At 35.3% G+C, this 16,852-nt stretch carries 16 protein-coding genes and 1 pseudogene; 11 read left to right on the top strand and 6 right to left on the bottom strand.

What is annotated here, in order from left to right; translation table 11 throughout:
- The first annotated feature begins 109 nt into the window (after nucleotides 1-109).
- Nucleotides 110-1,045 carry a D-2-hydroxyacid dehydrogenase gene (locus RR45_RS05725; RefSeq protein ID WP_072353634.1) on the top strand — a complete coding sequence of 312 codons (936 nt, stop codon included), beginning with the start codon at nucleotides 110-112 and terminating at the stop codon, nucleotides 1,043-1,045.
- Nucleotide 1,046: 1 nt separating this feature from the next.
- A complete protein-coding gene (locus RR45_RS05720; protein WP_031366807.1) occupies nucleotides 1,047-1,910 on the top strand; it encodes a carbon-nitrogen hydrolase family protein in 864 nt (287 codons plus the stop codon).
- A gap of 81 nt (nucleotides 1,911-1,991) precedes the next feature.
- Here the strand turns inward: RR45_RS05720 and RR45_RS11630 are convergent, their stop codons facing one another.
- From RR45_RS11630 to RR45_RS05700, 4 genes are all read right to left on the bottom strand, one after another.
- The gene (locus tag RR45_RS11630) at nucleotides 1,992-2,096 is read right to left on the bottom strand and encodes an IS3 family transposase (RefSeq protein WP_179295328.1); all 105 of its coding nucleotides are present in this window, start codon (nucleotides 2,094-2,096) and stop codon (nucleotides 1,992-1,994) included.
- Between the two features lie 313 nt (nucleotides 2,097-2,409).
- Nucleotides 2,410-2,631, bottom strand: a complete 222-nt coding sequence (locus tag RR45_RS11625) for a helix-turn-helix domain-containing protein (RefSeq protein ID WP_072353635.1) — start codon at nucleotides 2,629-2,631, stop codon at nucleotides 2,410-2,412.
- A 163-nt stretch (nucleotides 2,632-2,794) separates the two neighbouring features.
- Nucleotides 2,795-2,962: a hypothetical protein gene (locus RR45_RS05705; RefSeq protein WP_244148305.1), complete on the bottom strand. Its 168-nt coding sequence runs from the start codon at nucleotides 2,960-2,962 to the stop codon at nucleotides 2,795-2,797.
- Between the two features lie 189 nt (nucleotides 2,963-3,151).
- On the bottom strand, nucleotides 3,152-3,898 hold the full coding sequence (locus RR45_RS05700; RefSeq protein WP_031366808.1) for a DUF975 family protein: 747 nt from the start codon (nucleotides 3,896-3,898) through the stop codon (nucleotides 3,152-3,154).
- 200 nt (nucleotides 3,899-4,098) lie between these two features.
- On the opposite strand from RR45_RS05700, the gene yajC reads away from it, so the two are divergent.
- The 5 genes from yajC (at nucleotide 4,099) to rseP (ending at nucleotide 8,726) form a co-directional block, all read left to right on the top strand.
- Nucleotides 4,099-4,464: a preprotein translocase subunit YajC gene (yajC, locus tag RR45_RS05695; protein WP_031366809.1), complete on the top strand. Its 366-nt coding sequence runs from the start codon at nucleotides 4,099-4,101 to the stop codon at nucleotides 4,462-4,464.
- A gap of 201 nt (nucleotides 4,465-4,665) precedes the next feature.
- Nucleotides 4,666-5,412: an undecaprenyl pyrophosphate synthase gene (gene uppS / locus RR45_RS05690; protein ID WP_031366810.1), complete on the top strand. Its 747-nt coding sequence runs from the start codon at nucleotides 4,666-4,668 to the stop codon at nucleotides 5,410-5,412.
- Nucleotides 5,409-6,203, top strand: coding sequence for a phosphatidate cytidylyltransferase (locus RR45_RS05685; protein ID WP_031366811.1), 795 nt, complete (start codon nucleotides 5,409-5,411; stop codon nucleotides 6,201-6,203). The genes uppS and RR45_RS05685 overlap by 4 nt, the downstream gene beginning before the upstream one ends.
- 103 nt (nucleotides 6,204-6,306) lie before the next feature.
- A complete protein-coding gene (locus RR45_RS05680; RefSeq protein ID WP_031366812.1) occupies nucleotides 6,307-7,479 on the top strand; it encodes a 1-deoxy-D-xylulose-5-phosphate reductoisomerase in 1,173 nt (390 codons plus the stop codon).
- 5 nt (nucleotides 7,480-7,484) lie between these two features.
- A complete protein-coding gene (gene rseP, locus RR45_RS05675) occupies nucleotides 7,485-8,726 on the top strand; it encodes an RIP metalloprotease RseP (RefSeq protein ID WP_031366813.1) in 1,242 nt (413 codons plus the stop codon).
- Between the two features lie 228 nt (nucleotides 8,727-8,954).
- Here rseP and RR45_RS05670 read toward each other — a convergent pair whose 3' ends face one another.
- Nucleotides 8,955-9,722: a helix-turn-helix domain-containing protein gene (locus tag RR45_RS05670; protein WP_031366814.1), complete on the bottom strand. Its 768-nt coding sequence runs from the start codon at nucleotides 9,720-9,722 to the stop codon at nucleotides 8,955-8,957.
- A 641-nt stretch (nucleotides 9,723-10,363) separates the two neighbouring features.
- Between RR45_RS05670 and RR45_RS05665 the strand changes: the two genes are divergently transcribed.
- Genes RR45_RS05665 through RR45_RS05655 form a run of 3 tightly spaced genes read left to right on the top strand, consistent with a single transcriptional unit; the run spans nucleotide 10,364 to nucleotide 14,080 of the window.
- Nucleotides 10,364-10,966 (top strand): ATP-binding cassette domain-containing protein, encoded by a 603-nt coding sequence (locus RR45_RS05665; RefSeq protein WP_031366815.1) that lies wholly within the window; start codon nucleotides 10,364-10,366, stop codon nucleotides 10,964-10,966.
- A complete protein-coding gene (locus tag RR45_RS05660) occupies nucleotides 10,959-12,101 on the top strand; it encodes a hypothetical protein (protein ID WP_031366816.1) in 1,143 nt (380 codons plus the stop codon). The genes RR45_RS05665 and RR45_RS05660 overlap by 8 nt, the downstream gene beginning before the upstream one ends.
- On the top strand, nucleotides 12,098-14,080 hold the full coding sequence (locus tag RR45_RS05655; protein ID WP_031366817.1) for an ABC transporter ATP-binding protein/permease: 1,983 nt from the start codon (nucleotides 12,098-12,100) through the stop codon (nucleotides 14,078-14,080). The genes RR45_RS05660 and RR45_RS05655 overlap by 4 nt, the downstream gene beginning before the upstream one ends.
- A gap of 32 nt (nucleotides 14,081-14,112) precedes the next feature.
- On the opposite strand, the pseudogene RR45_RS11620 reads toward RR45_RS05655, so the two are convergent.
- Nucleotides 14,113-14,271, bottom strand: a pseudogene (locus RR45_RS11620) (helix-turn-helix domain-containing protein); the annotation flags it as partial.
- A 382-nt stretch (nucleotides 14,272-14,653) separates the two neighbouring features.
- On the opposite strand from RR45_RS11620, the gene RR45_RS05645 reads away from it, so the two are divergent.
- Nucleotides 14,654-16,507: a proline--tRNA ligase gene (locus tag RR45_RS05645; RefSeq protein WP_031366818.1), complete on the top strand. Its 1,854-nt coding sequence runs from the start codon at nucleotides 14,654-14,656 to the stop codon at nucleotides 16,505-16,507.
- Nucleotides 16,508-16,852: the final 345 nt, after the last annotated feature.

Genomic DNA, 16,852 nt, shown 5'->3' with positions numbered 1-16,852 from the left:
GGTAAATTTAGTTTGCTTCATTGAAAATGATATTGGCCAGGCTTTTTGACAGAATCAGGGGTTTAAATTCCGTTGAGATTTAGCTTACATAGAAAAGGAGATTTAAAAGATGATTGCAATCATGCATACTCTAACAAATGAACAGAAAGTAGCATATGAAGCACAGTTTTCACAAGACATTTTAGTACTTGATCAAGAGATAGAAGATGAGTTTCCTGAAGTCATATGTTTAATCTCAACACCTAAGGTATCTACGGAATACTTACAACATTTTCCAAATCTTAGATTGATTTTTACCTTGTCATCTGGTGTCAATCAAATGCCTTTCGATTATTTGAAACAAAAGAATATTCTGTTAGCTAATAGTCGTGGTATGCATGCTGAATTTATGAGTGAGCATGCGCTTGCTATGATTTTGTCCCATACACGTGGTCTTAGACGTGCTGAAAGATCTCAAATGGCCCATTGTTGGTCACATGGTGAGATGATGTTAGAGACAGTTTTTGGTCGACAGCTTTGTATTGTGGGATCAGGTGCAGTGGGACGAACATTAGCCTCAAAAGCAGTAGCACTTGGGATGACTGTAACCGGCGTTTCTCGGACGGGGAAAATGCAAAAAAATTTTAAACAAATGTATAAAACTACAGAATTGCACCGTGCAATTGCAGGGGCTGACATTGTTGTGTTGTTAACGCCGTTGACTCCGGAGACTTTTCATTTGTTCAATCATCAGACCTTTAATGCAATGAAAACAGGAAGCTATTTTATAAATATCTCAAGAGGTGAGACTGTTGATGAGGCAGCACTCTTGGAAAATCTGATAAATGGGAAACTGGCCTTTGCTGGTTTAGATGTTTTTAAACATGAACCACTAACATTTGATTCACCGTTTTGGGACTTGCCCAATGTGTTGATAACTCCACACAGGGCAGGTGATATTTCAGACTATCTTTCTCGTGCAATGGCGATGTTTTCTGATGTATTTTCGGATTTTATTCAAGGAAAAGAAATCCGAAATCGTGTTGATTTAGATCTGAGGTATTAGAGTGGTTCCTTGTAGACAATATAAAATAGCTATCGTTCAACTTCAAACAAGTTGTCAACTAAAAGATAATCTGGTTAAAATAGAGAAGTTTATCAGAGTTGCTGCACAAGAGGGGGCTAAACTAATAGCCTTTCCTGAAGTGATGAATATTATTGATTCACACACGCCGAGTTATTCAGAAAGTGATGGTGGTGAGACGTTTCGCTTATTGTCGCGCCTTGCCAAAACATTAGGGGTCTATATTCATGGTGGGTCTTGGTCGGAGACAATACCGGCGTCTAAAAAACATTATAATACGAGTTATTTATTTGATGACAAAGGCATAGTAGTGGGGAAATATCGCAAGATTCATACTTTTGATATTACAGATCCATCTGGTCAGATTTATCGAGAGTCGGATACGGTTACTTCTGGTCAAGAGGTTGTAGTTGTTGAGACGCCTCTTGGAAAATTAGGATTTGCCATCTGTTATGATCTTCGGTTTCCAGAGTTGCATCGATTACTTGCCTTAAAGGGTGCTGAGATTATTTTTAATCCGTCAGATTTTAATTTGATGACAGGTAAAGATCATTGGGAGGTGCTCTTAAGAGCAAGGGCGATTGAAAATGGTGTTTACATGATTGCTGCGGATCAATATGGTCAAAACGCTAAAATGTTGGCTTATGGTAATAGTTTGGTAGTCAATCCATGGGGGACGGTGATTGCACGTGCAGGAGATGGAGAACAAATTTTATATGCAGATATTGATTTGGATGGTCTTGCTGAAATCAGAAATAGGATGCAGACATTAGAGAATCGTCAGTCTGAAGTCTATAGACTGTCAGAAAACGCTCAGAATGTAGCGCGTAACACAGACGGGAAATAAGAAGTTATTAAGAATAAAAAAACTGATGATAACTTGCCAAGTCCCAAATAAAACAGACAGTTCAAAAAAACACATTTCCATTCAAAGGTATGTCTCCCTATATTCAATAGGAGTCATGCCTTTGAATTTAAGCTGTGATCTATCAAAGTTATACCATGCAATGAAATTGTCAATCTGCTGAATCAATTCCGTCTCATTTTCAGGAACAAACAATTCCCCTTACGAGAATGTGAAACCTTCACATTAACAGCTTCAAGTTTTTGATAATACTGCTTGTTCGTGTACTGAAATCCTTGACCTGAAAACAAGGTATAAATTCTCAAATACTGACTGATTATCATTGAATTTTGACAAGGTATAAGCTAAATAAGAGTTATCATATAAGTCTTTGATAATGCTTAAGTACAAGTCTACCCTGTTTATGAGACACATAAGAAACGTCTGTCACTAATTTTTCATGAGGTCGTGTGGCGAAGAAGTGTCTTGCGAGAAGGTTTGTCTAAACCTTTCTCGCTTTTTTGTTTATCTCTTGACGCGTACAGGAAATCAAATGTTTCTTACGAATGGGAGATTTTAATCCCAGTAGTCGCATATACCACAATAGTGTTTTAGGATTAATTGACAGATGATATTGCCTTTTGAGTTGCATCCAGATATAACGATAGCCTTTCAATGAGGTGTCAAAAAGCAATTGAATCTTCTCTGCAAACTGAATATCCAAAGATTTTGTAAGGGGGGGCGATTTTTTTATCCAGCTACAATAACCACTCCTTGAAACACCAAGATAATGACAAAGAGCAGTAATTGAATACTGTCCTGTTAAACTATCAACGACTTGATACTTAGCTCTTGTAGAGAGTTTTACAAGAGCTTTTTTAGAATGGCTATCTCCATTTGAGATAGTTGACTTGTTCTTCTAAAGTCATAGTCTCTGGCTTAACCTGTGCCGGTCTACCACGATTGTCTTGATAGAGAAGTTGAGGATTGTTCTTGTACAATTTAACCCAATGGTGTACTTGTGAGTGATTGGTGACACCAAAATGATCTGCCACTGATTGATACCCGCCTAAGTGGTTAAAAAGATAAGCTTATGTAACTTTTACTTTAAAGTCGCCCGTGTAGTTCTGGTTTTTACGCATGAAAAAGCTCCTTGATAAAATGGTTGAAATAGTTTTTTATTTCATGTCCATTTATCAGGAGCTCTTCATCACGGAGTTATTTTTTATATGTTTTTATGTGTCTTATAAACGCTCTTCGATTCGTGCTTCGTAGAAAGCAACCATAGACATTTCTGTATACGGCATTGTCCAGATTTGAGGTAGACCAAAGAAAAGAGCACCTAGAATGTACCAACCAATAAAAGTTAAGTTAAAGACAAAATATTTAAACTTGTAACCAGTCATCATTTGGCTTGAGGTATTAAGAACATCCCAAACACCTTTATAGTTGTTGTTTTGAAGCTTGTCATATAAAACATAAGTGGCTTGTGACCAAGATAAGCCAAGATAAATTGCAATAGCCCAACCAACAATTGGAATAAATAAAAGCAGGTACATGATGAGTTGTGTCACAACTGTCAAACTTACAATTTTCCAGAAAGAATTGTCTTTAAATGTGCGTAAGATGTCAGATGATAAATTAATCTCTTCTTTTTCGCCTCGGAAAATTTCCAAATAGTTAAACATACTAGCTGTTTTAAAAACGGTGATAATAATCATAACGATAAAGCTAGTTACAATAGCAAAAACAATAATTGGTATAGCAATACTAAGGACTAAACCCCAATCAATATTTGAGAAAGCATCTGGGTTACCCGAAAAATCAATATTGGCATCATTTAATTGATGTTGTAAAGTGATTGAAGATGAATTAGTAGCACGACTTGAAAAAATTGCAAGTAGCAATGGGACAATCATCAAGAGCATTTTCTGGAAGAAATTGTCTTTAAGGGCGTAGCGGGCGGCTTGTTTGAGTTCTGAGCTAGTCATTTGTTTCTCCTCCTTGTTTGACTGTATTTAATATACTTATTATACATGATACCCTAATCATCATAGCATTTATTAATTGAATTATCAAAAATAAACTGTAATTTCTAATGATACCTCAAAATCTACCTCAAGTATTGTGCTTTTTTTATTGCGCATAATCTGCTATAATAGAGACTATAAAAAATAAATGAGGTAAAGACATGCAATTTGTAATTTTGATCATTCTGTTCGGTGGGATGATGTGGTTTATGCAACGTAACCAAAAGAAAGCAGCTGCACAACGTCAAGAACAACTTGACAATATGCAGCCTGGTTCTGAAATTGTGACGATTGGCGGATTGCACGGTATTTTGGCGAGCGTTGATAAAACAAAAGGGACGATTGAATTAGATGCTGAAGGGGTCATTCTAACTTTTGATCGTGCAGCAGTTAAAACAGTTAAACCTGTTGTAGCTACTGAAGCTACCGATGAAGCTGAAACGATTGATAGTGTGATTGCTGATGCTAAAACTGAGGCTATTGCGTCTAGCGAAACGGTTGACAAACAAGACTCACCATTTGAATAACACAAGATAAATAAGCCATTTGGCTTATTTTTTTTAAGAATTTTTACTGAAAATGTGTTAAAATTAAGGGAAGATTGTAAACTAGAAGGCAAGGTTTAATAGGTCATTTTTAGAATTTAAATGTCACAAGTAATATCAAAAGAGATGACTTTAACTGCTAGTGAGCAATTAGTAACCATGAATTAGAGGTAGATAGATAAGATGATAGAAACATCTGATAAAGCAGCAATGCAAAAAATCCCAAACCATTTGGCAGTTATCATGGATGGTAATGGACGTTGGGCGCAACGTCAGGGGAAACCACGTATTTTTGGTCATAAAGCGGGTATGGATGCCTTGCAAATGATTGCGATTCACGCGCAAAATCGAGGCGTCAAAGTGATGACTGTCTACGCTTTCTCAACAGAAAACTGGTCGAGACCAGCTGCAGAAGTTAAATTCATTATGAGTTTACCGATTGATTTTTATGAAAGATTTGTGCCGACCTTGAATCGTGAAAATATCAGAATTGCTATGATTGGTACAAGAGAAGGTGTGCCAAAAGCAACACTGAAATCCATTGATAGAGCGATGGTTGATACAGCGCAAAATACAGGGATGATTTTGACGATTGCTTTGAATTATGGTGGGCAAGCTGAAATTTTAGATGCAGTTAAAGCATTAGCGTTAAAAGTTCAAGAGGGGCTGATATCAGTAGACGAGTTGACACAAGATAGCTTTGAGCAGCAATTGACTACAGCGATTTTACCAGAGTCTTATCGAAATCCTGATCTTGTCATTCGAACATCAGGTGAAAATCGGTTGAGTAATTTTTTACCGTGGCAAACGGCTTATAGCGAATTATATTTTACAGAGACATTATGGCCAGATTTTGATGAGGCTGCATTAGATTTAGCATTTGACGTCTTTTCACAACGAGATCGCAGATATGGAGGAATCAAAAAATGACGCAAAGAATTATTACAGGTATTGTCGCAGGAGCTGTCTTTTTAGGCTTAGCGATTCTTGGAAGTACACCTTTTCATATTTTGGTAGCCCTGCTTGTTATTATTGCCATGAGTGAACTGTTCAGAATGCGCAAGTTAGAACTTCTATCTTTCGAAGGCATTTTAGCAACACTTGCGGCCCTTTCTTTATCTTTACCAACAACGCAATATTTCCCACAACTTGGGACAGATAGCAATTTTACCTTGTTTACTTTATTTTTATTTATCATGATGGGTGTCATGGTTTTTACTAAGGGTAAATATTCTTTTGAAGATTTAGGTTTCCCTTTTTTGTCAGCTTTTTATATTGGGATTGGTTTTCAGAATTTACTAGCGGCGCGTGAAAATAGTTTATTTATTTTATTTCTAGCGCTCTTTATTGTCTGGGCGACGGATTCAGGTGCTTATTTTGTTGGTAGAAAATTTGGTAAAACAAAATTGATTCCGAGTGTATCACCTAATAAAACGGTGGAAGGTTCTCTTGGTGGAATTGTTTCAGCTGTTGTTGTTGCTCTGATAATGGTATTTCTTTATCCTAAACAAGCACCATCTATTAGTCTGCTACACTTAGTTATCCTGGCAGCTATTTTCTCTGTTGTTGGTCAAATTGGTGATTTGGTGGAATCTAGTTTGAAACGTCATTTTGGTGTAAAGGATTCAGGTAAAATTTTACCAGGTCATGGTGGTATTCTAGACCGTTTTGATAGTCTCATTTTTGTTTTTCCGATGATGCATTTACTTGGTTTGTTTTAACCTAATCTAACTTAATATAAAGTTTGTGCTTGTGTGATAGGGGACATGGCGCAAGTGTAGATAGGGACTTTTTAGAAATGAGATGGAGGAGGCATTTTAGGATATGAAGAAAAAAATCATTTTATTAGGCGCGACGGGAAGTGTCGGTGTGCAGGCGTTAGATGTGATTGCAGCACATCCTGATCAATTTGAATTGGTCGGCTTTGCATTTGGCAAAAATATTGAGAAGGCGCGTGAGATTATGCAAGATTTTTCGCCTAAAGTCGTTGTTTCAGCTGAAGCATCGTCACAAATCGCACTTGCTGAAAGTTTTCCAGATGTTGAGATTCATGTTGGAAACGAGGGGTTAATCAAGCTAGCAAAAATAGAGGATTATGATATTTTGCTCAATGCAATCGTGGGGTCTGTCGGTCTTCCACCCACAATTGAAGCGATAAAGCTTGGTCGTGATATTGCTTTAGCCAATAAAGAGACATTAGTTGTCGCAGGTTATACGATTATGGCAGAAGCAGCACGGACAGGTAGTAAAATTTTGCCTGTTGATAGTGAGCATGCAGCGATTTTCCAAGTGCTACAAGGTGTTCAAAAAAGTGATGTTCGTAGTTTAACAATCACAGCATCAGGTGGGTCATTTCGTGATAAAACGCGTGAGGAGTTGCTTGACGTAACACTTGATGATGCTTTAGCCCACCCGAATTGGACGATGGGTGCGAAGATTACGCTAGACTCTGCGACTATGGTTAATAAGGGGTTGGAAGTGATTGAGGCACATCATTTATTTGGTGTTCCTTATGATGATATCCATGTTGTTTTGCATCGGGAATCTGTCGTGCATTCAATGGTGACACTACAAGATGGTGCTGTTTTAGCCCAGCTTGGGGCAACGGATATGCGTGAGCCAATTCAATATGCCTTATCTTATCCAAAACATTTGACCATGCACCATGAAACACCATTTGATTTAACTGAAATTGGTGCGCTACATTTTGAAAAAATGGATTTGGTTCGTTTTCCAATGTTAGATTTAGCTTATCGAGTAGGTAAACTAGGCGGTGGCTATCCAGCGGTTTATAATGCAGCAAATGAAGTTGCTAATCAGGCCTTTCAAGATGGTAAAATTACTTTCTTAGAGATTGAACAATTAATTACACGTGCAGTTTTTGAGCATATGGAATTTGATGGGCAAACCTTAAATCAAATTTTAGCCTCTGATAAAAGAACACGTCAAAAAGTGTCACAGTGGGTAGAAGATTTAATTCAAGAAAAAGGGAAATAAAAAATATGATTCAAAGTTTAGTCACATTTATCATCATTTTCGGTATTATTGTTTGTGTACACGAGTATGGTCATCTGTTCTTCGCTAAAAAAGCAGGTATTTTGGTGCGGGAATTTTCGATTGGTATGGGACCTAAAATTTATGCCCATCAAGCGAAAGATGGCACACTTTATACGATTCGAATTTTGCCTCTGGGCGGTTATGTTCGCATGGCTGGTTGGGGTGAAGATGAAACTGAGATTAAGACTGGAGCACCGGTGAGTTTGACATTGGATCCCCAAAGTCAGACGGTGACACGTATTAATCTCAGTGATAAGGTGAAGTTTGGTCAAGCGCTACCGATGCTCGTGACAGATTACGATTTTGAAAAGGCTCTAACCATTACCGGCGAAGTTAATGGTGAAATTGTGACGTATGCGGTGAATCATAATGCGACGGTTGTCGAGGAAGATGGGACGGAGTTGCGCATTGCGCCTTTGGATGTGCAGTATCAGAGCGCAAGTTTACCTGGTCGGATGATGACGAACTTTGCAGGACCGCTCAATAATTTTATTTTAGGTGCTGTGGCGTTTGTTTTGGTTGCTTTTATGCAAGGTGGCGTGCAGGATTTGCAGACAAACCAAATCACGGTGTCGGATCATAATTATCCAGCTTATCAGGCGGGGTTGCGGACGGGTGATAAGGTTGAGTCGATTAATGGTGTGCCAATTTCTGATTGGTCGGAATTGTCTAAGGAAATTGGTCAATCTGATGGTAAGGCGATGCAAGTTAAGACAGATAGCAAAACGCTTACGATTACACCTAAACAGAAAGATAAGTCGTATGTCATTGGGATTACACCATTTCTTAAAACAGGTTTTGTAGACAAAATAACAGGGGGGCTAAAAGGGGCGTGGACATCTGCTTTTGCGATTATTAATGATTTGAAGGATTTGATTTTACGTCCGGATATTAATAAATTGGGTGGACCAGTTGCCATATATAAGATGTCTGGTGAGGCTGCGCGTGAAGGTATCACGACGGTTATCAGCTTTATGGCACTTCTATCCATTAATCTGGGAATTTTCAATCTGATTCCGATTCCTGCTTTGGATGGTGGTAAAATTGTGATGAATATCATTGAAGCGATTCGTCGCAAACCGATGAAACAAGAGCATGAAAGTATGATCACCCTTGTGGGTGTTGGTATTATGATCGTCTTGATGATTGCGGTGACTTGGAATGATATTTTACGGTTGTTTCGGTAATTGATAAGATTATAGAGAAAAATAAAAATGCTACTTTTTATAAGTAGCATTTCAGGTTGTAGACAAACCCCATTTTTAAATCAAAATGGGGTTTGTTTTGATATTTTCTAATTTAGAAATAGCTTAACCGTCGGTTTTCTAAATAAAAATTTCCGTATTTCGTAAAAATCTTAACTAGATTTTTACTTTGTCTTCAGTCTGAAATGCTACTTTTTATAAGTAGCATTTTTATTTTTGGTTATGATTACGGTAAGCTAACGGAGTTTGAGAGGTTTTTCTTTTGAAAAATCTGACGAAAGAGCTAGTATTCATAAAGCCAATACTGTTAGAAATATCTTGCAGAGATTTATCGGTATATTGGAGTTGATGACAGGCATATTCTATTTTTAATTTTGAGACGAAATTTGAAAAAGTAAGGTTGGTATGATTTAAAATTTCACTTTTGATTTTTCTCTGACTGATTTTTAAGCGATTTGAAATGTCTTCTGGAGTTGGATTTTCAGAAAGATGTTTATGAATTTCATTTTTGATAGAGAGGTAGAGTGTTTGGGGATGTAAATGTTTGGATAAGTAATAATAAATTTTAGAGCATTTCTTTTTGATAATTTGATCCTCAAATATAGGGATTTTATGGAATTTATGCGTCTGATTCTGACTAGTTTTTGAGCGAAATCCACCAAAAACGAAAGCACCTGAGAGAGTTGTGGCATCAGTTTGTTGGACTGGAAATGTAGAGTAAATTAAATCATAGTAGCCTCTAAATAAAATAACTTCATTTTCTATAAAGAAAAAATTTTGTCGCAAATTTTTATAATGACTATACCAATTTTCAAAAAAATTTGAATCTAATAGGATGGGATGATTATTTTTTAGTTCAAAAATTTTATCTTTGTTGTAATCGTGATAAACAATAAAAGGAATATCGTCAAATTTTATCAATTTTTCAAGAAAAGTTTCATCATCAAAATATTCTTTCAATTCTTTTAATCCTTTCAATATATTCTTTCAATTCTCATTTATCCTAGCACAAAATAATTTATTACGCAAATATTTTATAAATATATAATTAAATGAGCGAAATTGTCAATAAAATGAACGGAATTGTCAATTTATTTTTAATATTCTCGTGATATAATTATTTTTGTAAGATTCATAATCTTACACTGATTGAGCGCTTATCAGTAATTTAAAACAAAGAAAGGGAGATTCTATGAAATGGTCTATTCTATGGATTGCCCTTACTTGGTTTAGGTTGTAATACTTAATTTTAAGTAAGGTTAGGACATTTGCCTGTGTACGGAAATAATGTAAGTATTTAGATAATTGCAAGTTTGATAGATGCTAGAGGACTTTTGCTGGGAGAGGAGAGAATACATGGGTAGATTTTTTATTTGGGTCTTGAAATGGGTTTGGCGCTTTATTAAAAATAATTGGAAATGGATTCTTGAATGGGTTCAAGAATGGTTTAATTAAACTCATCTTCTTAAGGGTTTAAATTATTAACACTTTTACATGTTTAATGAATGGTGAAATCAAAACACTTTTTGGTATCTTTAGCGATTTTTGATCTATTAAAATACATAAAAGCTTTGTTTTGATTTTATAATTGATTAAAAATATAGTAATTTTGAGGGAATATGCGTATATTTAGAGAAGTAACATTTGAAATTGAACATACTAAAATTTTGGATAATGTAAATTTAGATATTGACTCTGGCATCAATATTCTACAAGGTAAAAATGGTGTAGGAAAGTCAACTTTACTAAAAATTATTTTAGGTATGATACCTTTGGAAAAAGGCAAGATATTAGTACATGATAAGATGGGATATGTTCCTGACTCTAGTGAATTATATTTTGGAGAATTAACACCCCAAAATTTATTTACTCTTTTATGCGATGAAAGTCAAAATAAGGTTAAATCAGTTGAAACTATGGAAAAATTTATTAATATTTTTGAATTTGATTCGTCTATTTTAAATAAGAGAATAAAAAAACTATCATTGGGGCAAATAAAAAAAGTTATGATTGTTGCGGGGCATTTAAATGTATCTTCTTTGATATTGATGGATGAACCTTTTTCAGGGTTAGACTCTGAAAGTCTAAATAGATTTATTGAATTTTTGAACCAAAGTGATATAACTTATTTGATAGTAAGTCATGAAATGGATATATCCAGTTTAATAGTAGTCAATCATTTTGTTTTGCAATCAGGAAAGATAGAATATTTTAATGAATGATTTAAGATTATTAATGCTTGCAAGAGAAAATTTCTATATGGGTGTATTTCCTTGGAAAAGTACAAAATCTTGGTTTTATTATATAATTTTAAAACAAGTTATTTTAATAATATGTCTATGTATGGTGGGAATTTCTTACGTGAGTTTAAAAGAAATTTTTTGGGATAAAGCATTTATAGGTTATAAATATGGTTTCATTTTCCAACTTATTTTGGTTAGTCATATTATTTTCCAACCTCTAGTTGAGATGATGCATGATAAGTCTATTGACACATTAAATACCCTATACTTGTATTTTGGAAAAACAAAAAAATCTATTTTAAAATCTATGGTTAAGCGTAATATATTTCTTTCGCTAGGAACTATCTTATTTTACCTTTTATCAGGAAAGATAATGATAACCATGGTAATTACTTTGTGGACAGTGATTGGAACATATTACTTTTGTTCTTGTTTTCTGTTCTCCCCTAAAATTTCTGAATTTAATGGTATCACGTTTAAAAATCTTAAAATGTTACTACTTATTTCTAAACTTCCTATTAAGAAGATACTATCAGAATTATTTAAAACGTTATTTCTTTCGATTTTTGTGGGGTATTTGTTCAATTTATTTTTAGGGAAAAATTTTCGATTTTTATGGTTAGGATATTTATATGCCTTGACAAGTAAGCCTCCTAGGACTTTGGCTAATATATTTTTAAGTACTTTTATTGAGCAACGATATTTAGAGAGTCAGAAATTTTTGATGAAATATGCTAAGCAATGTTTTTTTATATTAACTTTGTTACAAGCTTGTGTAAGTTTAATAGGACTTTTTTTGATTGTGTTGCTAGGTTATATTCAAATTTCAAACTCTCTAATGCTTGGTTTTCTAATAGGAATAACAAGTATGTCGTTAAAACAGTATTATACAGGAGTAGCTCTACAAAAGGTAAGAGTTGGAAATTATAAGAGTTTAAAGGAAATAAAGCTACCGTTGCAAAAAGAATTATTGATTACTCTATCAGAATGGGGACTAATTTTTCTATATTTACGGGTAACAAATTTGTTAAAATTACCTCTTTATTTAACAGCTGTTTACCTTGTTATGACAGTTGCTTTAAAAACTAAAATTATACAAAGGATATTAAGATGAGTATTACACTAAAAAATATATATAAGTCATTTAAAGTTGATAAAAATATAGAACACGTATTAAAACAAGTTGACTTATCTATTGCATCTGGAGAAATGGCTGCAATATTTGGCCCCTCTGGAGGTGGTAAATCTTCTTTGATGAATATCATTAGCGGGTTAGATTATGATTATGAAGGTGAGGTGATTTTTAATGGAGAAAAATTGACAGATAAAAAAGCTAAGCAGTTGTCAGATTTTCGTAAAAAACATATCGGTTTCGTTTTTCAAAATTTTAATTTAATCAATCATATGGACGTTTTTGATAATGTAAAAATTCCTTTATCTTTGATTGGTGTACGAGGAAAAGAAGCTGAAAATCGCGTAAATAAAGTGCTTGAACAAGTTGGTATGCTGGATTACGCTCATAAGAACGTAACTCAGCTATCTGGTGGACAAAAGCAACGTGTTGCAATCGCAAGAGCGCTTGTCAATAATCCTAATACAATCATTGCAGATGAACCAACAGGTAGTCTTGATAGTCAATCACAAGAGATAATTTTAAATATTTTAAAACAGTTAACCAAAAAAGGTAAGACAGTTATAATTGTGACACACAATCCTGAAGTTAGAGATTATGCTGATAGTGTCTATAATTTACGTGATGGTCAATTGGAAAACGAAATTATTTCACAACAACAAGTAGAAAATGATACTGTGGTTGACAGTGATAGAATCAAATTTAAAACTGTAAAATTGGGTTTGATAAAAATGGCAGTAGCTAATTTTAGGCAACGTTTAGGAAGAAATATTGTTGTTGCTTTTGCAACTGCTATTGGAGTCACAGGTATTTTACTTTCTTTAGGACTTGGTGTTGGTATTACACATTGGATTAATAAAACAGTTGATTCTGGAAATGTGCAGACTGCTATACAAGTTACCAAGGAAAATAAGTATGGCAATATCACGCAACAAGATGTTACGACTATAGAGAAAAAAGTAGGAAAATCTAAAATCAAGTATTTAGAAGCCCCTTTGGCTCTTATGATGAGTGAAATAGAACTAGATGGGCATAAAATTAGTGGTGAAAAGTTCTCAGGTGCCTATGCCAATATTGTATCGCTACCTAAGGATAGTAAAATTAAATATAGTAGTAATACTAAAGAAACAGTGAAATCAGGAAAATTATATACTGATGTTAATGAAAAAGGTTTGACTGTAACCACTAGTTTTTTAAAGGACTATAATAAGGAATTGGCAACAAAAATTAAGGCTAAAGAATTGATAGGTAAAAAAGTTACATTGACTTTACTAGGTTCTGATGGCGATAATGAAAAAACAATAAATTATCAAACTGAAATAGTCAGAATTTTAGATGATAGCAATCAGGAACATAATAGTGCTATGTCCTCTCAGCAGATGTCTAAAATTATCACGGATAATCATATGACAAAGATAATTCCCTATATTATCATAGATCTTAAAAATCCAAAAGAAAATAATCAGATTTCAACTAAAATTCAATCAGAGGAAAAGTATATTGCATTCTCTCAAACAGGAATTTTAGAAATTATTGGTAAATTTGTCCAAATTATACGTGGTTTATTGGTGTTTATGTCTAGTCAAGCTGTTGTAGTTGCGATAATTATGATCTCTGTAATGATTTATATTAGTGTGATTGAACGGACACGAGAAATAGGCGTTTTAGAAGCCATTGGTTTCAAGCCCAATGCAATTAATATCATTTTCTTTGTTGAAGCACTTTTAATTGCTATGACTTCACTTTTTATTTCAATTATTTTATCAACAGTAATCGGTATGATAGGGAACGTTGTTGTTCGAAGCTATTCTCACGATATCACTGCCAAAGTCTATCAAACAAGTCTTTTTTCTCTAGTAGCTGTTGTAGGACTTGTGATTGTAATGACTTTGCTTGCCTCACTTGCGCCAACACGCAAAATTGCAAAACTTAATCCAATAGAAGCTTTGCGATATGAGTAAGCTGAGAGTAGGGAAATCAAAACTTAGTAGAATTAGATAGAAAATAGAAGTGCTATTTTACGGTAAATTAATGGTGTTTCGGAAGTTTTATTTTTGAAAAATTTGATGAAAGAACTGGCATTCATAAAGCCTAAGTTATCTGAGATATGCTTAATTGATTTCTCTGTATGGGTGAGTTGATGACAGGCAGAGTCTAATTTTAAAAATAATTTTTAAAAAGTAAGTTGTGTTTGTTTGGAAATCTCATCTTTAATTGTACTAAGAAAGGTTTTACATTTAGCAGAGAAAGACAGATTTTCTATTGCGTATTTGATAAGTCCTTTCTTCATTCTTCTGTTCTCTATTTTGTTTTCTTTTCTGGTGAGAGGTATCATAGCATAGCGATGCTAGTTAACCTAATCACTATCCTCTCTTTCCTTAGAAATATTACTGTTTAGAACAGATAGATAGAATAGTGTTATTTAATAAAGTACTGAATTTCAGCGCTTTTTTTGATATAATGAAAACATTAAATGAAAGGAAAGGATAATCTCCAAGCGCAGGGCTTGATAGGGTTATCCAACTATCACACACATGAAACAATCTAAAATGCTTATTCCTACCTTACGAGAAATGCCGTCTGATGCGCAAGTCATCAGCCATGCCCTTCTCGTACGTGCAGGTTACGTTCGTCAAGTCTCAGCAGGTATCTACGCTTATCTGCCACTTGCTAATCGCGTGCTTGAAAAATTTAAGAATATCATGCGTGAAGAATTTGAGGCTATTGGTGCGGTGGAGTTATTGGCACCTGCCCTTTTAACCGCAGACTTGTGGAAAGAAAGTGGTCGTTATGAAACATATGGCGCTGACCTCTATAAGCTTAAAAATCGCGATGCATCAGATTTTATCCTCGGCCCAACGCATGAGGAAACTATGACGGCACTTGTCAGAAATGAAATCACGTCTTATAAGAAACTACCATTGAACATCTACCAAATTCAGCCGAAATATCGCGATGAAAAACGTCCGCGTTACGGTCTACTTCGTGGTCGTGAGTTCATCATGAAAGATGGGTATAGTTTCCATGCTAATTACGAATCACTAGATGAAACTTATCAGGATTACAAACAGGCGTATGAGACTATTTTCACACGTGCTGGCCTTGATTTTAAGGGTATCATTGGTGACGGCGGTGCCATGGGTGGTAAAGATTCACAAGAATTTATGGCGATTACACCCGACCGTACGGACTTGTCACAATGGTTGATTTTAGATAAATCAATTGCTGATATTTCAGAAATCCCAGACTTTGTGATCAAAGACATCAAGCAAGAACTTTCTAACTGGTTGATTGCAGGGGAAGATACTATCGCTTATTCTGATGGCTCAGACTATGCAGCAAACTTGGAAATGGCATCGACTGAATTTGTCAAACCAACTGCTTATACAGAGCAACTTGAACTGACAAAAGTCGCAACTCCTGATGTGAAGACGATTGAGGAAGTTTCAGCCTTTCTTGACGTGCCAACTGAGCAAACCATTAAAACACTTGTCTACAATGCAGATGGTGAAATCGTGGTTGTCTTACTCCGTGGTGATGATGAGTTAAACGAAGTTAAATTAACCAACCATTTGGGTGCTGATTTTGTTGAACCTGCTACAGAAGAAGAAACAATTAAAGTATTTGGTGCAACATTTGGTTCATTAGGACCAGTTGGCTTGCCAGAAGATGTTAAAGTTATTGCTGATCGTGTGGTTGAAACCATTGTCAACGTTACCGTTGGTGCTAATGAAGATGGTTTCCATTATCAAAATGCCAACTTAGACCGTGACTTTAAAGTTACTGAATTTGTTGATTTGCGGACTGCAAAAGAAGGTGAGCCAGCACCAGATGGTGGCGGACACCTAAAATTTGCACGTGGTATCGAAATCGGTCATATTTTTAAACTTGGTACGCGTTATTCTGAAAGTATGGGTGCCAATGTCCTGGATGAGAATGGTAAAGCGAAGCCTATCATCATGGGGAGTTATGGTATCGGTGTGAGCCGGATGTTATCAGCGATTTTAGAGCAATTTGCGCGCATTAATGTTGAAAAAACATTTAAAGGCGACTACAAATTCTCTTGGTCAATGAACTTCCCTAAAGGTTTGGCACCTTATGATGTACACGTGATTCCAGTCAATGTCAAAGATGAAACAGCTGTCGCATTGTCAGCTGAAATCGTTGAGACTTTAACAAAATCAGGTTTGCAAGTTCTTGAAGACGATCGCGCAGAACGTGTTGGTGTTAAGTTTGCGGATAGCGACTTGATTGGTTTACCAGTGCGCGTCACAGTTGGTAAAAAAGCAGCTGACCGTATTGTTGAAGTTAAGATTCGTGCAACAGGCGATACACTCGAGGTCAATGTCGATGACTTGGCAGAAACCCTTGCGATTTTGAATCAATAAAAGACTATGAAAAAACAGAAAGTTGCGTGTCGACTTTCTGTTTTTTGATGACATAGACTAATTTACTGTCAAAAAAGAAAGCGATTCCCGATATATTGTTTGCAAAAAAAATGGAACCATGCTATGATATAACTATAAAGAAAAGCACTGGAATGTGCGAACTTACTCACATTTTTGACCGACTAAATCGTATTACCTCGGGAGTCTTTGAGACATCTTACAGCGTGCAAGCCATTTTAGATGGAAGCTGCTTCAGTAAGAGCGAGACGCCCACCTGTTTAACATTAACAGCGGGTTCAATACTTGAGTAAGCAACGGCATTCAATCAGTGTTTTTTTGTTACCC

It is taken from the genome of Pseudolactococcus chungangensis CAU 28 = DSM 22330 (assembly GCF_002441885.1).
Lineage (GTDB): Bacteria > Bacillota > Bacilli > Lactobacillales > Streptococcaceae > Pseudolactococcus > Pseudolactococcus chungangensis.
Note: the sequence above shows the minus strand (reverse complement) of the source record. Positions and strands in the feature narration are given on the sequence as shown.

Bases quoted from the DNA above. Each gene is read 5' to 3' on its own strand.
- RR45_RS05725 (WP_072353634.1), top strand. From the start codon at position 110: ATGATTGCAATCATGCATACTCTAACAAATGAACAGAAAGTAGCATAT.
- RR45_RS05700 (WP_031366808.1), bottom strand. From the start codon at position 3,898: ATGACTAGCTCAGAACTCAAACAAGCCGCCCGCTACGCCCTTAAAGAC.
- yajC (WP_031366809.1), top strand. From the start codon at position 4,099: ATGCAATTTGTAATTTTGATCATTCTGTTCGGTGGGATGATGTGGTTT.
- uppS (WP_031366810.1), top strand. From the start codon at position 4,666: ATGATAGAAACATCTGATAAAGCAGCAATGCAAAAAATCCCAAACCAT.
- RR45_RS05685 (WP_031366811.1), top strand. From the start codon at position 5,409: ATGACGCAAAGAATTATTACAGGTATTGTCGCAGGAGCTGTCTTTTTA.
- RR45_RS05680 (WP_031366812.1), top strand. From the start codon at position 6,307: ATGAAGAAAAAAATCATTTTATTAGGCGCGACGGGAAGTGTCGGTGTG.
- rseP (WP_031366813.1), top strand. From the start codon at position 7,485: ATGATTCAAAGTTTAGTCACATTTATCATCATTTTCGGTATTATTGTT.
- RR45_RS05665 (WP_031366815.1), top strand. From the start codon at position 10,364: ATGCGTATATTTAGAGAAGTAACATTTGAAATTGAACATACTAAAATT.
- RR45_RS05660 (WP_031366816.1), top strand. From the start codon at position 10,959: ATGAATGATTTAAGATTATTAATGCTTGCAAGAGAAAATTTCTATATG.
- RR45_RS05655 (WP_031366817.1), top strand. From the start codon at position 12,098: ATGAGTATTACACTAAAAAATATATATAAGTCATTTAAAGTTGATAAA.
- RR45_RS05645 (WP_031366818.1), top strand. From the start codon at position 14,654: ATGAAACAATCTAAAATGCTTATTCCTACCTTACGAGAAATGCCGTCT.